Raw genomic sequence first — 14,890 nt, 5'->3', positions numbered from 1 at the left:
GATGAGGGGAGCGGGGTTCAGCGTTCCAGTTGGTCCAGCTTGCCTTTTTTGCCGTCCCATTCTTCGGCGTCCGGGAGCGGGTCCTTTTTCTCGGTGATGTTCGGCCAGATCTCTGCCAGCTCGGCGTTCAGCTCGATGAACTCCTGCTGGTCTTCCGGCACTTCGTCTTCAGAGAAAATGGCATTGGCAGGGCACTCGGGCTCACACAGGGCGCAGTCGATGCATTCGTCCGGGTGGATCACCAGGAAGTTGGGGCCCTCGTAGAAGCAGTCCACCGGGCAGACTTCCACACAGTCGGTGTACTTGCACTTGATGCAGTTTTCCCCAATTACGAATGTCATGACTATCCCTCAGTGCTGCTCTACAGAGCGGCGCACCGTGCGCCGGCCCAATTTACCAAGCTGCGGATTTTAGCAACTACTGGCGCGAATTGTAGTGGCTTTTGGGGGAATTCGGCCCGGTTGTTATAACAATTTGCGCAGAGCGTATAACTGTTCCAGGGCCTGCCGCGGTGTCAGGTCGTCCGGATCCAGTTCCGTCAGTGCCTCGACGGCAGGGTGGGGGCCGCTGCCAAACAGGTCTACCTGCATTGGCGATCCCCCATTGCCCACGGCCGCCGGGGCCGGCACCGGTGGCTCTCTGTGAGGTCTGGCCACGTTCGCAGGCGTTGACGACACGGGCTCGCTCATCTCCAGCTTCGCCTCAGCGGAGTCCCGCGCACCGGATTCCAGGGCCTGCAGCCGCTGGCGGGCTTCGTCCAGCACTTCCCGGGGGATGCCGGCGAGTTTCGCCACCTGCAGACCGTAGCTCTTGGAAGCGGGCCCCTCTTCGATGCGGTGCAGGAAGACGATGTCGTCGCCGTGCTCGGTGGCGTTGAGGTGGATATTGGCGGCTTCCGGGCAGCGATTCGGCAGGTCGGTGAGCTCGAAATAGTGGGTGGCAAACAGGGTAAATGCCCGCACCTGTTCCGCGAGGTAATGGGCACAGGCCCAGGCCAGGGAGAGGCCGTCGTAGGTGCTGGTACCGCGCCCGATCTCGTCCATCAGCACCAGGCTGTGGGCGCTGGCGTTGCGGAGAATATTCGCGGTTTCGGTCATTTCCACCATAAAGGTGGAGCGGCCACCGGCCAGGTCATCGGCACTGCCAATACGGGTAAAGATTCGATCCAGCAGGCCGATGCGTGCGCTGTCGGCGGGGACATAGCTGCCTACGTGGGCAAGGAGTGCGATCAGCGCCGTCTGGCGCATATAGGTAGATTTACCGCCCATGTTTGGGCCGGTGATCACCAGCATGCGGCGGTCGTCCCGCAATGCCACATCATTCGCCACGAAAGGTTCATCCAGTACCTGCTCGACGACCGGATGGCGCCCCGCATTGATATCGAGGCCCGGTTCTTTACTGAGGATCGGGCGGCACAGGCGCAGGTTGTCGGCACGTTCCGCCAGGCAGGCCAGCACATCCAGTTCGGAGATGCCGACAGCGGCGCCTTGCAGCTGGGCCAGGGATTCATTCAGGCGGTCGATCAGATCCTCGTACAGCGCCTTCTCCCGGGCGAGGGCGCGGCTTTTTGCCGACAGTGCCTTGTCCTCAAATTCCTTCAGTTCCGGTGTGATGAAGCGCTCGGCGTTCTTCAGGGTCTGTCGGCGGATATATTCGGCCGGCGCCTTGTCACTCTGGCCGCGGCTGATCTCGATGAAATAACCGTGTACGCGGTTGTAGCCGACCTTCAGAGTGGGGATGCCGGTGCGCTCTTTCTCCCGCAGTTCCAGCTGCACGAGAAAATCGCCGGCGTTTTCGCTGATGGAGCGTAGCTCGTCCAACTCGCTGTCGTAGCCCTCGGCGATGACTCCTCCATCGCGAATGACGACAGGCGGGTTGTCCACCAGGGCGCGCTCCAGCAGTTCGACGGTTTCCGGCCACTCCCCGATCAGCTCACCCAGTTCGCCCAGCAGTACCGCATCGCAGGCGTGCAGCTGCTGTTGAATCTGCGGAAACTGTGCCAGCGACTGGCCCAGCCGGGCCAGGTCACGGGGGCGGGCGGAGCGCAGAGCCAGTCGGCCCAGAATCCGCTCCATATCACCCACCGGTTTGAGACTCTCGCGCAGGGGCTCGAACTGGTAACCCTCGATCAGGGCGGAGATGGCATCTTGGCGTTTCTGCAGGGTAGAGAGCTTGCGCAGGGGATTGTTGAGCCAGCGGCGCAGCAGTCGGCTACCCATGGCGGTCTTGCAGCTGTCGAGGACCGACAGCAGGGTGTTGTCATCCCCGCCGCCCAGATTGGTGTCGATCTCGAGGTTGCGTCGGCTGGCACCATCCAGGGCCACCGTTTCCTCACCGCTCTCTGCCTGCAGGCTGCGGATATGAGGCAGTTCCGTGCGCTGGGTGTCACGGGCGTATTGCAGCAGGCAGCCGGCGGCGATGATGGCCGAGTGCATGTGGCTGCAGCCGAAGGCCTCCAGATTGAGTGTGCCGAACTGGCGGTTGAGCAGGCTGTTGGCGGATTCGAAGTCGAACTCCCAGGGCGCGCGGCGGCGTAGTCCCGGGTGCCTGTTGATCTCGGCCGGCAGTTCAAGGTCCTCGGCTACCAGCAGCTCGGTGGGCGCGTGGCGCTGGATCTGCTCGGCCAGAGCCTCGATGGTGGCGACTTCCTGAACTACAAAGCGGCCGGTGGCCAGGTCCAGCAACGCCAGGCCAAAGTGATCCGCGAGCCGGGCGGTGGCAGCCAGCAGGTTGTCGCGGCGCTCGTTGAGAAGCGCCTCATCGGTGACCGTGCCAGGGGTCACGATGCGGACGACCTTGCGCTCCACCGGGCCTTTGCTGGTGGCCGGATCGCCGATCTGTTCGCAGATGGCCACCGAGACGCCGGCCCGGATCAGGCGGGCCAGGTAGCCCTCGGCGGCATGGTAGGGGATGCCCGCCATGGGGATCGGCTCTCCGCCGGACTTGCCCCGCGCCGTCAGCGTCACGTCCAGCAGCTCGGCCGCGCGCTTGGCATCGTCGTAGAACAGCTCATAGAAGTCCCCCATGCGGTAGAAGACCAGCTCCTGCGGGTGCTGGGCCTTGATGCGCAGGTACTGCTGCATCATGGGGGTGTGTTGGGCGTTGGCACTGGGTGTCGCGGTCTGCGGCATGGAGTTACTTCTTGTTGTCGGTAGAGAGGAGCTTTGCTGCGGTCTCCGTGAAGGCGCTATTCTAGCGACTCTTAAGGGAGAGATTAAGGCGATGAGCACAGACGCGAACCTGGCAGCGCAGATCGAGGGGCGGGCGCGGGCTTTGGGAGAGGAGCTCGAGAAGCGGCGTTGGAAGGTCACGGCCGCAGAATCCTGTACCGGTGGCGGTATTGCGGCCGCAATCACGGCAGTGGCGGGGGCCTCGCAGTGGTTCGATGGTTCAGTGGTCAGCTATGCCAACCGCATCAAGCGCAACCTGCTGTCCGTGTCCAGGGAAGACCTGGACGAACTGGGCGCAGTCAGTGAGGAGGTTGTCCGGCAGATGGCCAGTGGGGTGCTCGGCCTGATGGATGCCAATGTCGCTGTGGCCGTGAGCGGTATCGCCGGGCCGGATGGCGGCAGCGACGAGAAGCCGGTGGGGACTGTCTGGATTGCGCTGGCACATTCAGAAGGGCAGGAACCCGTGGATATCGATGCCCGCCTGTTTCACTTTGAGGGTGACCGGGCGCAAATCCAGGGGCAGACCATTGCCGAGGCGCTGGATATGATGCTGGCGCTGGTGCGGGAGCATCCGGCCTGAGTGCATGCCGACCTGGCAGCCCGTAGCTCGCGGGATGACTACCCGGTTACTGGTTGCTTATACAGTAATCCTTCGTTAAGCTTGCCCGCAACCAACAACGATCAAGTACACGGGAAGGGTCATGGATTCCAATAAAGACAAGGCACTGCAAGCGGCGCTGTCACAGATCGAGCGCCAGTTCGGCAAAGGCACTGTGATGCGCATGGGGGAAAAGGGGCGCGAGCGTATCCCCGCCATCTCCACCGGTTCCCTGGGTCTCGATGTGGCCCTGGGTATTGGCGGCCTGCCCCGCGGCCGGATCGTGGAGATCTACGGTCCGGAATCTTCCGGTAAGACCACCCTGACCCTGCAGGTCATTGCCGAAGCCCAGCGCAAGGGCGGCACCTGCGCCTTCGTCGATGCCGAGCACGCGCTCGACCCGATTTACGCCGAAAAGCTCGGGGTGAACGTGGACGAGCTGATCGTTTCCCAGCCGGATACCGGTGAGCAGGCGCTCGAAGTGGCGGACATGCTGGTCCGCTCCGGAGCGGTGGACGTCCTGATCGTGGACTCCGTGGCTGCCCTGACGCCCCGTGCCGAGATCGAGGGCGAGATGGGAGACTCCCATGTGGGTTTGCAGGCCCGCCTGATGTCCCAGGCGCTGCGCAAGCTGACCGGTAACATCAAGAACACCAACACCCTGTGTGTGTTTATTAATCAGATCCGTATGAAGATCGGTGTGATGTTCGGTTCTCCCGAAACCACCACTGGCGGTAACGCGCTCAAGTTCTACTCTTCCGTGCGCCTGGATATCCGCCGCATCGGCTCCGTAAAAGAGGGCGATGAAGTGGTGGGCAACGAGACCCGCGTAAAGGTGGTCAAGAACAAGGTGGCGCCGCCATTCAAGCAGACCGAGTTCCAGATCATGTACGGCCAGGGCATCAACCTGCTGGGCGAGATCATCGATTACGGTGTCAAGCTGGGCCTGATCGACAAGGCCGGTGCCTGGTACAGCTACAAGGGCGACAAGATCGGCCAGGGCAAGGCCAACGCGGTGAAGTTCCTGAAAGAGAACCAGGATATCCGCGACGAGATCGAGGGCCAGCTGCGCGCCCAGCTGCTGGGCGATGTCGTCCCGGCGGCCCCGCTCGAAGAAGTGGCTGAATCCCCGGAAGAATAAGTGGATTCACCGCAGGATGCGGCTCAGGCGCTTTTCAGCGCGGCGCTTGAGCTGCTCTCCCGCCGCGAGCATTCCCAGCGGGAGCTGAAGGACAAGCTTGCCGGCAAATTCCCCGGCGCCGACTTCGATGCGTTGTTCCTGCGCCTGCAGGAACTCAACTACCAGTCCGACCAGCGTTTTGCGGAAGTGTTCGCGCGCTCCCGTGTCCAGCGTGGGCAGGGGCCAATTCGCATTCGCCGCGAGCTACAGCAGCGTGGTGTCAGCAGCCAGCTGGGCGAGGGCGCCCTGGAAAGCCTCGAAGCAGACTGGTATCAGCTTGCCGCGGAGGTTCTGCAGCGCAAGTTCCGCAGCCCGGTCAGTGAGGTCCTGCCAAGGGATCAGCAACTGAAGGAGCGTGCCCGCCGTCAGCGCTATCTCGCCTATCGCGGCTTCCCCTCTGATGCCATTCACTGGGCGCTGGACGCCGCTGCCTCCGACTTATACTCTGGGTTCTGACGCTTTCCGCCCTTGGAGCGGAAGTGCCGCCATGCGGGATGTGGGGTGCGCTGGCGGCGCAGCGTAATAACAGCAAGCACGAGCAGCGCGAGGCCCCCTATGATCCTGTCTATCGACCAGGGCACTACTGGTACCACGGCCTTTGTCTTCGATCGTGAGGGCAACCTGCTGGGTCGCAGTTACTCCGAATTTCCCCAGTACTATCCCCAGCCCGGATGGGTCGAGCATGACGCCGAGGAAATCTGGGCGGTAACCCAGCGGGTATGCGGCGCAGCGCTGGAGCGTGCCGGCGTGTCGGCCGGAGAGCTCTCCGCCATCGGCATTACCAACCAGCGTGAAACGACGGTGCTCTGGGATCGCCAGACCGGTGAGCCGGTGCACCGGGCCATTGTCTGGCAGTGCCGGCGATCCGCGGAAGTCTGCAAGGCCCATGAACGCACTGGCCGGTCCGACTGGCTGCGACAGAAGTCCGGCCTGGTCCTCGATGCCTACTTTTCAGCCAGCAAGCTCCAGTGGCTGTTCGAACAAGCCCCCGAACTCGCGGCCAGAGCCCGGGCGGGGGAGCTTTGCTTCGGTACCATCGACAGCTGGCTGATCTGGAAGATCAGCGGCGGGCGGGCCCATCTCACCGACCACACTAATGCCAGCCGTACCCTCCTGTACGATCTAGACCGCCGTGACTGGGACAGTGAACTGCTGAAGCTTTTTGGCTGTCCGGCGGAGATCCTGCCCGGAATCCGGCCTTCCGCTGGCTTCTTTGCCGATGCAGACCCGGAGGCCTTCCTTGGCTGTTCGGCCCCGATCACGGGGGTGGCCGGCGATCAGCAGGCGGCCTTGTTCGGGCAGGGGTGTACCCGGCCGGGGCTGCTCAAGAACACCTATGGCACTGGTTGCTTCATGCTGGCCTATGCCGGTGATGAGCGTCCGGAGGCCCCGGCGGGCCTGCTCACCACGGTGGCCTGCAGCCCCGATGGATCACCGGCCTATGCCCTTGAGGGCGCGGTCTTCAACGCCGGGTCGGCGGTACAGTGGCTGCGGGACGAGCTGGGGCTGATCCGCTCTGCGGAGGAGACGGAAGCCATCGCCCAGCGCGTGGCAGATACCGGCGGCGTCTATCTGGTGCCCGCGTTCAGCGGGCTCGGTGCGCCCCACTGGGATTCGGCCGCGCGGGGGACCATTTGCGGACTCAGTCGCGGCTCGGGCAAGGCGGAGCTGGTGCGCGCCACGCTGGAGTCTATTGCCTACCAGAGTAATGAGCTGGCGGGATTGATGTCCCAGGCCCTTGGCGTGCCCATCGCCTGTCTCCGTGTGGATGGCGGCGCCAGCGCCAATAACTTCCTGATGCAGTTCCAGTCCGATATCTCTGACGTCCGCGTCGAGCGCCCGCAGCAGGTCGAATCGACGGCCGTGGGTGCGGCCCTGCTGGCCGGAATCGGTGCCGGACTCTGGGGGCCGGGGAAGAGGCCCCCGTCGCTGCAGGAGATCGAGCGGGATTTCGTGCCACAGATGAGCGCCGGACGCAGGGAGACGCTGGTCAGCGGCTGGCAGCGCGCTGTCAGGGCCTGCCGCACCTTTTGAACTGGAAGGCCTATCCTCTGTTCAGGCTTGAACAGGAGGGACGAAGATGTCGGTAAATGAAGAATTGCAGGCGACGATCGCGGACATGGTCGATGGCCGACGCGGGGTACTGGCGGCGGATGAGAGCAGCGGCACCATTGCCAAGCGTTTCCAGTCGGTCGGCGTCGAGTCCACCGAGGAACACCGGCGTTTCTACCGCAGCCTGTTGCTGTCTGCGGAGGGTTTGGGCCAGTACGTCAGTGGCGTGATCCTGTTCGAAGAGACCCTGGGCCAGAAGGATGACAGCGGCACACCGCTGCCCGAGGTGGCGGCAAACGCGGGTATCGTTCCCGGTATCAAGGTGGACAAGGGGAAGGGGCCGCTCCCCGGCGCCCCCGGGGATATGATCACATACGGGCTGGACGGCCTGGCGGAGCGACTCCGGGGTTATAAAGAGCAGGGCGCCCGGTTTGCCAAATGGCGCGAGGTCTACCCCATCAGCCCCGCCAACCCCACACCGCTAGGGGTGACCGCCAATGCGGAAATGCTGGCGCGCTACGCTGCGGTTTGCCAGTCCTGCGGGGTGGTGCCAATCGTGGAACCCGAGGTTTTGATGGACGGTGACCACAGCATCGAACGCAGTGCGGAGGTCAATGAGCAGGTCTGGGAAACCGTCTTCCATGCGCTCCATCACCACGGGGTGGTGCTGGAATTGATGCTCCTCAAGCCGAGCATGGTCACGCCCGGCAGCGAGTGCGCCAAGGCGCCCCCACAGCAGGTGGCCGAGTACACCATGCGGGCCCTACGCCGGGCCGTTCCAGCGGCGGTACCCAGTATCAACTTCCTCTCGGGAGGGCAGGGCCCGGAGGAGGCAACAGCCAACCTCAATGCCCTCAACCAGATGTGGCAGGCCCCATGGCAGCTCAGTTTCTCCTATGGTCGCGCGCTGCAGGAGCCCGCGCTACATGCCTGGTCCGGGGATACAGGGCAGCGCCATCAGGCGCAGGAGGCGCTCCTGAAGCGGGCGCGCCTGAATCACCTGGCGATGCAGGGGGATTACAGTGAGGGGTTGGAGTCCGCCGCAGCCGGATAAAAGAACAATAACGAAAGGCCCTGGTAACCAGCGGTCGATGGGGTGACGCGGTTCAGAGAGAGCGCCGTCACCCCAGGAATTACAACAGCGAAAAGAGAGGGGGTAGGGATGCAGTTTCTTTCCCGAGGAGATCAGTTGCACTTCCGCCGCTGGTGGGTGGAGGGTGCCCTGGGGGTCGTGGTTGTCGCTCATGGCCTGGGTGAGCACAGCGGCCGTTATCGGCAGTTTGCGTCAGAACTCAATCGCAACGGCTTCAGTGTTTACGCGCTGGACCATATCGGCCACGGCCTGTCACCGGGCAGGCGAGGGCATATCGATGACTTCGCCCGTTACAGCACCCATCTTCACGACTTTATCCGCCTGGTGCGTCGGGACAACCCCGGTCGCCCCATCCACCTCCTCGGTCACAGCATGGGCGGGCTTATTGCCTGTGGCTGTGTACAGCGGTTTGGCGGGGTGGAAAGTCTGCTCTTGTCGGCACCGGCTTTTCGTGGCGGTGCAGAGCCGGCTGGGGTCGAGTTGGCGGCAACCCGGTTGTTGGGGCGCTGGTTGCCCTCGCTCCCTCTGCCCAACCGCGTGAATCCCCGCTGGCTGAGCCATGATCCGTCAGTCATCGACGAGTATCTGCGGGATCCCCTGGTGCATCGGCGAATAACCCCGGGCTGGTTCCTAGCTTTCCGGCGTGAGCGGACGGCAGTGCTGGCGTCGGCGGGCCAGATCGAGCTTCCCTGTCTGATGTTGTTGCCGCTGGCGGACCGGATCGTGGATAGCGCCGCTTCCGAGCAATTTTTCACCGATCTTGGCAGTTCTGATAAGCAACTTCTGCGCTATGCCGATGCCTACCACGAGCTCCTGAACGAGCCCGCTGAGGGCCGGGAGGCCATGACCCGGATCCTGGAGCACCTGCGCGCGCATGCACCGGTCTCGGAGACTGTCCGGGAAGCCTGAAGCCCAGCCACAGCCGGCCGTCGTGAAACCGGCGCATATCCGTTGTACTATACGCGGTCATTTTCGGCCGCTGTGGCCGCTTTGTGGAGTTGGGGTAGATGGACAAGAAACTGCTCAGCCTGCTGGTCTGTCCGGTCAGCAAGGCGCCGTTGGAATATAAGGAAGAGACCCAGGAGCTGGTCTGCAAAGCCAGCGGGCTCGCCTACCCGATCCGGGACGGGATTCCCGTCATGCTGGAGTCCGAGGCCCGTCCGCTGACTACCGAGGAAAAACTGGAGAAATAGTCCGTGTCCGAGCCCAGTGTCTTCAGCCGTATCATCGCCGGAGAGATAGAGGCTGACCGGGTCTTCGAGGACGAGCATTGCATCGTGATCCGGGACCGGGCCCCCAAGGCCCCGACACACCTGCTGATCATTCCCCGCAAGCCCCTGGTCAGCCTGATCGATGCCAGTGCCGACGACAGGCCGCTGCTGGGGCACCTGCTCTGGGTAGCCTCGGAAATGGGGCGCAGGCTGGGGCTGGAGGGTTACCGCCTGGTCATGAACAACGGTCGTGATGCCGGGCAGACAGTTTTCCACATGCATATTCACCTGCTCGCCAACCGCAAGATGCGTGAGCAGGACCTGGCTGACTAGGATCCATTCTGGTGGCCATTCCCATTCAAATTTTTCTATTAACGAGCTGGAATTACGCTGGATGAAAAGCGCAGAGATACGCGAAGCCTTTCTGAAATACTTTGCCGAGCAGGGTCACACCGTCGTGCCTTCAAGCTCACTGGTGCCCGGCAATGATCCGACCCTGCTGTTTACCAACGCGGGTATGGTGCAGTTCAAGGATGTTTTCCTCGGCCAGGAGCAGCGCCCCTACAGCCGCGCCGCCAGCTCCCAGCGCTGTGTGCGGGCCGGTGGCAAGCACAACGATCTCGAGAACGTTGGCTATACCGCGCGTCATCACACTTTCTTTGAAATGCTGGGCAACTTCAGCTTCGGGGACTATTTCAAACGCGAGGCCATTCAGTTTGCCTGGAACTTCCTGACCAAAGTACTGCAGCTACCCGAGGAGCGCCTCTGGGTAACGGTGCATATCAGCGATGATGAAGCCGCGGACATCTGGCTCAAGGAAGTGGGCGTAAGTGCCGAGCGTTTCTCCCGTCTGGATGAAGACAACTTCTGGCAGATGGGCGACACCGGCCCCTGTGGTCCCAGCTCCGAGATTTTCTACGATCACGGGGAAGATGTACCCGGTGGCCCGCCCGGCTCCGACAACGACGATCTCGATCGCTACATCGAGATCTGGAACCTGGTGTTCATGCAGTTCGAGCGCTCTGCTGATGGTGAACTGCACCCGCTGCCGAAGCCGTCAGTCGATACCGGCATGGGCCTCGAGCGTATTGCTGCAGTGATGCAGGGGGTCCACTCCAATTATGAGATCGACCTGTTCCAGGCCCTGCTGAAAGCTGCCGGTGAGATCGTCGGCTGCGATGACCTGGAGAACAAATCCCTGCGGGTAATCGCGGACCATATCCGTTCCTGCTCTTTCCTGATCGCCGACGGCGTGATGCCTTCCAATGAGGGCCGCGGTTTCGTGCTGCGCCGGATCATTCGCCGCGCGGTTCGCCACGGCCACAAGCTTGGCCACAAGGAGATCTTCTTCTTCCGTCTCGTCAATGCGCTGGCACAGCAGATGGGTGACGCTTACCCGGAGCTGCGGGAGAAGCAGTCCATTATCGAGAATGCCCTGCGCAAGGAGGAGGAGCAGTTTGCCAAGACCCTGGACAAAGGCATGGCCTTGCTCGAGGAGGCGCTCGAGAGCCTGGAAGGCAGTGAGATTCCCGGTGAGCTGGTATTCACCCTGCATGACACCTACGGGTTTCCCACCGACCTGACTCAGGACATTGCCCGCGAGCGGGGCCTTTCCCTGGACATGGCCGGGTACGAGGAAGCCATGGAGGCCCAGCGCGAGCGTGCCCGGGCAGCCGGCAAGTTCAAACAGGATTACACCGGTGCTCTCGAGCTGGAAGGAAGCACCGAATTCCTGGGCTATGAAGCCACCCGAGGCAGCGGCAAAGTCCTGGCGATCGTCAAAGACGGAGAGCAGGTGGAGCGACTCGAAGAGGGTGAAGAAGGCGCGATCGTGCTGGACCGGACCCCCTTTTATGCTGAGTCCGGTGGCCAGGTCGGTGACTGCGGCTACCTGAAGCAGGAGATCGGTCGTTTCGAAGTGGCGGATTGCACCAAGCAGGCAGGGCACCACCTGCATACCGGCAGGATGCTGCAGGGGGCGCTGTCAGTGGGCGATGCGGTGGAGGCGGAGGTCTCCGCGGATGTCCGTCAATCCACAGCGCTGAACCACTCGGCTACCCACCTGCTGCACGCGGCGCTGCGCAAGGTGCTGGGCGAGCATGTGACCCAGAAAGGCTCACTGGTGGATTCCGAGCGTCTGCGTTTCGACTTTTCCAACCCCGAAGCGGTGACCGCGAAGCAACTGCACGCGATCGAAGCGCTGGTCAACGCCCAGATCCGTGCCAACACCCCGGTGCAAACCGAGGAAACCGATATCGAGACCGCCAAGCGCAAGGGCGCCATGGCGCTGTTCGGTGAGAAATACGGCGACACGGTCCGGGTGCTGTCCATGGGTCGTGAAGAGGGCGGCGATGCCTTCTCGGTTGAGCTCTGCGGTGGGACCCACGTTGCACGCACCGGTGATATCGGACTGCTTCGCATCGTATCAGAGAGCGGCATTGCTTCCGGCCAGCGCCGAATCGAGGCTGTTACCGGTGCGCATGCATTGGCTCTGTTTGACGAAGCACAGCAGCGCCTCGAGCACGCGGCAACGCTACTGAAGACCCGCCCGGATACCCTGGCGGACAAAGTCGAGCAGCTGCTTGCCAACAACCGCAAGCTGGAAAAGGAGATTGCCCAGCTCAAGACCAAGCTGGCCAGCGGTGCTGGTGGTGACCTTTCTTCCCAGGCGGTGGACGTGACCGGCGTGAAGCTGCTGGCGGTGTCCGTGGAAGGGGCCGATCCCAAGTCACTGCGGGATCTCGCCGATCAGATGAAGAACAAGTTGGGTTCCGGCGTGGTGCTGCTGGCGGCTCCGGCGGATGAGAAGGTGGCGCTGGTCGCTGCAGTCACCAAGGATCTTACCGATCGGGTGGCGGCGGGAGATCTGATGCGTTTCGCTGCCGGCAAGCTTGGCGGCAAGGGCGGCGGCCGTGCGGACATGGCCCAGGGAGGAGGCACCGATGTGGCGGCCCTGCCGGGAATGCTCCAGGAGGTGCCGGCCTGGCTCGAAGGGCAGCTCAACTAGTTAAATTGGGCCAACTTGGCAAATAATGCTATTTGCCAAGTTGATTTCCCCATGTTTTGGTGATTTAGTGCGCGACTTGCGCTGATTGGGTGTTGCAGGAGCTGCCATTACGGCGGACCCCTGCGCCCGCAAGGTCCCGGTTTCGGTCGGTGGCCTGAAATAGCGAAGCCCAGGCGGGCGTCAGGATCCGATTGTCTCCTTCGGATCCCGATCGGGACCTCAAGCGACGCGGCACCTGGCCGTGTTGGTAGTAAGGAAACACAAAAATCCATGAGTTTGTTTGTCCAGAAATACGGCGGTACCTCGGTTGGCTCCATTGAGCGTATTGAGGCAGTCGCTGACAAGGTCGCAGCTTTTCGCGCCCAGGGACATGAGATGGTGGTCGTGCTCTCCGCGATGAGCGGCGAGACCAACCGCCTGATCGATCTCGCCTACCAGATCCAGGAGCGGCCCGATCCGCGGGAGCTGGATGTGCTGGTGTCTACTGGCGAGCAGGTCACCATCGCCCTCCTCAGCATGGCGCTGAAAAAGCGCGGTTATGATGCCTGTTCCTACACCGGCGGCCAGGTCAAGATTCTTACCGACAACGCCCATACCAAGGCCCGTATCCAGCAAATCGACGTGGAGCGCATGCGCCGTGACCTCGATGCCGGACGGGTGGTGGTCGTGGCTGGTTTCCAGGGGGTGGATGGCGACGGCAACATCACCACGCTCGGTCGTGGTGGCTCCGACACTACCGGGGTGGCCCTGGCTGCCGCTCTCGATGCGACCGAGTGCCAGATCTATACCGACGTTGATGGTGTCTACACCACCGATCCGAGGGTAGTGGACAGTGCGCGCCGCCTGGATCGCATTACGTTCGAAGAGATGCTGGAGATGGCCAGCCTCGGTTCCAAGGTGCTGCAGATTCGCGCGGTTGAATTTGCCGGCAAGTACAAAGTACCCCTGCGGGTGCTCTCCACCTTTGAGGAAGGTGAGGGCACGCTGATCAGTCTGGATGAGGAAGATAACGAGATGGAGCAACCAGTCGTTTCCGGAATCGCGTTCAACCGCGACGAGGCAAAGCTGACGATTCGTGGTGTGCCGGACAACCCGGGGGTGGCCTGTCGCATTCTCGCGCCGATTGGTGCCGAAAATATCGAAGTGGACGTGATCGTCCAGAATATCAGTGCTGTCGATGGCACCACCGACTTCACCTTCACGGTGCACCGCAACGACCTGAAGAAGGCGCGGGAGGTGCTGGAGCGGGTGGCCGCCGAGCTGGGTGCCAGGGAGGTGGTGACTGATGACAAGATCGCCAAGGTCTCAATCGTCGGTGTTGGCATGCGCTCTCACGCCAATGTGGCGAGCCGTATGTTCAGTGCGCTGGGTGAGGACAACATCAACATTCAGATGATCACCACCTCTGAAATCAAGATCTCGGTGATCATCGATGAGCGCTACCTGGAGCTTGCGGTGCGGGCCCTGCACAGCGAATTCGAGCTCTCTGAGCCCAGGAAAGCACAATAGGCGCAGGAAAACCCTATAACCAGAACGAAGGCGAGCGTGTCCTGACCATAGCGATTTGGTCATTTGGCGTAGAGTCCGACCTATTGAGATTTTGATCCGCTGGTCAATAATGAATAGGAGATGGGCAGTTTCGACCTTTTCGCGCCGCCATCCGGTTATGATGACCAATAGCGCAGCCATGGGATTGTTCCGCTGCGCTCTCACAGGATGACCAAGGAGAAGTAGCCAATGTTGATTTTGACCCGCCGAATTGGCGAGACGCTGATGGTAGGTGACAACGTCACCGTGACCGTTCTCGGCGTCAAGGGGAATCAGGTACGGATCGGCGTAAACGCGCCCAAGGAAGTTGCGGTGCACCGGGAGGAGATCTACCAGCGCATCCAGCGTGAAAAGCAGTCTGCGGAGGGCGGAGACGGCGAGTAATTGCCCCTGGGTTCTGCAGTGGATGAAAAGGCCGGTCAATCCGGCCTTTTCTGTTTCTGGCTTTCCCTTACCGCGGATGAAAGGGGCGCCAAACCGGGTCGTTCAAGATTTGATCGGCCGCCCATGAAAACGCAAAAAGTTATTGATTCCCCATTGATTTTTGCCTCGCCGTTGGTATGATGCCGCTCTCTTTCGGAGGGCAGCCATCTGGCTTCTTTCAGAAAGGTTCGGGCTCCCAAAGAAGCCTGAAAAGTTTACAAGGTGAGATGGCCGAGTGGCTGAAGGCGCGCCCCTGCTAAGGGCGTATGGGTTAACACTCATCGAGGGTTCGAATCCCTCTCTCACCGCCATATAGAAACACCCTCTCGATGAGAGGGTGTTTTTTTTGGCCTGAAACCGGTGATATCCGGTTGGCCAGCCCTCTGAAAACGCTTGGTAAAAAATTTACAAAAAGCGCTTGCGGAGGGGGAGGGGCTCGCTATAATGCGCGCCACTTCGACGGAGCCACAAGCGGCTCCGCACAGGGCTCCCGCGAGTCCTTCAGTTCGGAACTGGGTGCCTTCGGGCAGTGGTTTCGGCACTGAAAAAAGCCTGCAAAAAAGGCTTGCTGCGGAGAGGCGGTTCGCTATAATGCGCGCCCCTCACGA

The 14,890-nt window shown here is 62.0% G+C and carries 13 protein-coding genes and 1 tRNA gene; 12 read left to right on the top strand and 2 right to left on the bottom strand.

The genetic code is table 11. The annotated features are described in order from the left end of the window. Window positions 1-17: 17 nt before the first annotated feature. Both fdxA and mutS read right to left on the bottom strand, forming a co-directional pair. Complete coding sequence (gene fdxA / locus LVD12_RS04285; RefSeq protein WP_237065930.1) at window positions 18-341, bottom strand: ferredoxin FdxA; 324 nt, start codon at window positions 339-341, stop codon at window positions 18-20. A 123-nt stretch (window positions 342-464) separates the two neighbouring features. Beyond that, on the bottom strand, window positions 465-3,131 hold the full coding sequence (gene mutS, locus LVD12_RS04280; protein ID WP_237065929.1) for a DNA mismatch repair protein MutS: 2,667 nt from the start codon (window positions 3,129-3,131) through the stop codon (window positions 465-467). Between the two features lie 91 nt (window positions 3,132-3,222). Here mutS and LVD12_RS04275 point away from each other — a divergent pair, with 91 nt between their 5' ends. From LVD12_RS04275 to LVD12_RS04220, 12 genes are all read left to right on the top strand, one after another. Beyond that, window positions 3,223-3,750: a CinA family protein gene (locus LVD12_RS04275; RefSeq protein ID WP_237065926.1), complete on the top strand. Its 528-nt coding sequence runs from the start codon at window positions 3,223-3,225 to the stop codon at window positions 3,748-3,750. A gap of 121 nt (window positions 3,751-3,871) precedes the next feature. Then, entirely contained in the window at window positions 3,872-4,909 is a 1,038-nt protein-coding gene (recA, locus tag LVD12_RS04270; RefSeq protein WP_237065924.1) for a recombinase RecA, read from the top strand. Continuing rightward, window positions 4,910-5,404: a regulatory protein RecX gene (locus LVD12_RS04265; RefSeq protein ID WP_237065923.1), complete on the top strand. Its 495-nt coding sequence runs from the start codon at window positions 4,910-4,912 to the stop codon at window positions 5,402-5,404. A gap of 99 nt (window positions 5,405-5,503) precedes the next feature. Continuing rightward, window positions 5,504-6,982, top strand: a complete 1,479-nt coding sequence (gene glpK / locus LVD12_RS04260) for a glycerol kinase GlpK (RefSeq protein ID WP_237065920.1) — start codon at window positions 5,504-5,506, stop codon at window positions 6,980-6,982. A 46-nt stretch (window positions 6,983-7,028) separates the two neighbouring features. Continuing rightward, the gene (locus tag LVD12_RS04255; RefSeq protein WP_237065918.1) at window positions 7,029-8,054 is read left to right on the top strand and encodes a class I fructose-bisphosphate aldolase; all 1,026 of its coding nucleotides are present in this window, start codon (window positions 7,029-7,031) and stop codon (window positions 8,052-8,054) included. A 108-nt stretch (window positions 8,055-8,162) separates the two neighbouring features. Continuing rightward, on the top strand, window positions 8,163-9,002 hold the full coding sequence (locus LVD12_RS04250) for an alpha/beta hydrolase (RefSeq protein WP_237065916.1): 840 nt from the start codon (window positions 8,163-8,165) through the stop codon (window positions 9,000-9,002). Between the two features lie 98 nt (window positions 9,003-9,100). Next, complete coding sequence (locus LVD12_RS04245; RefSeq protein WP_237065914.1) at window positions 9,101-9,286, top strand: Trm112 family protein; 186 nt, start codon at window positions 9,101-9,103, stop codon at window positions 9,284-9,286. 3 nt (window positions 9,287-9,289) lie between these two features. After that, on the top strand, window positions 9,290-9,637 hold the full coding sequence (locus LVD12_RS04240) for a histidine triad nucleotide-binding protein (RefSeq protein ID WP_237065912.1): 348 nt from the start codon (window positions 9,290-9,292) through the stop codon (window positions 9,635-9,637). 61 nt (window positions 9,638-9,698) lie between these two features. Then, entirely contained in the window at window positions 9,699-12,311 is a 2,613-nt protein-coding gene (gene alaS / locus LVD12_RS04235) for an alanine--tRNA ligase (RefSeq protein ID WP_237065910.1), read from the top strand. Between the two features lie 270 nt (window positions 12,312-12,581). Then, entirely contained in the window at window positions 12,582-13,820 is a 1,239-nt protein-coding gene (locus LVD12_RS04230) for an aspartate kinase (protein ID WP_237065908.1), read from the top strand. A 228-nt stretch (window positions 13,821-14,048) separates the two neighbouring features. Further along, window positions 14,049-14,243 carry a carbon storage regulator CsrA gene (gene csrA, locus LVD12_RS04225; RefSeq protein ID WP_237065906.1) on the top strand — a complete coding sequence of 65 codons (195 nt, stop codon included), beginning with the start codon at window positions 14,049-14,051 and terminating at the stop codon, window positions 14,241-14,243. Window positions 14,244-14,503: 260 nt separating this feature from the next. Beyond that, window positions 14,504-14,593, top strand: a tRNA-Ser gene (locus tag LVD12_RS04220). Window positions 14,594-14,890 lie beyond the last annotated feature (297 nt).

The sequence above is a fragment of the Microbulbifer guangxiensis genome (assembly GCF_021729075.1).
GTDB lineage: Bacteria > Pseudomonadota > Gammaproteobacteria > Pseudomonadales > Cellvibrionaceae > Microbulbifer > Microbulbifer guangxiensis.
Note: the sequence above shows the minus strand (reverse complement) of the source record. Positions and strands in the feature narration are given on the sequence as shown.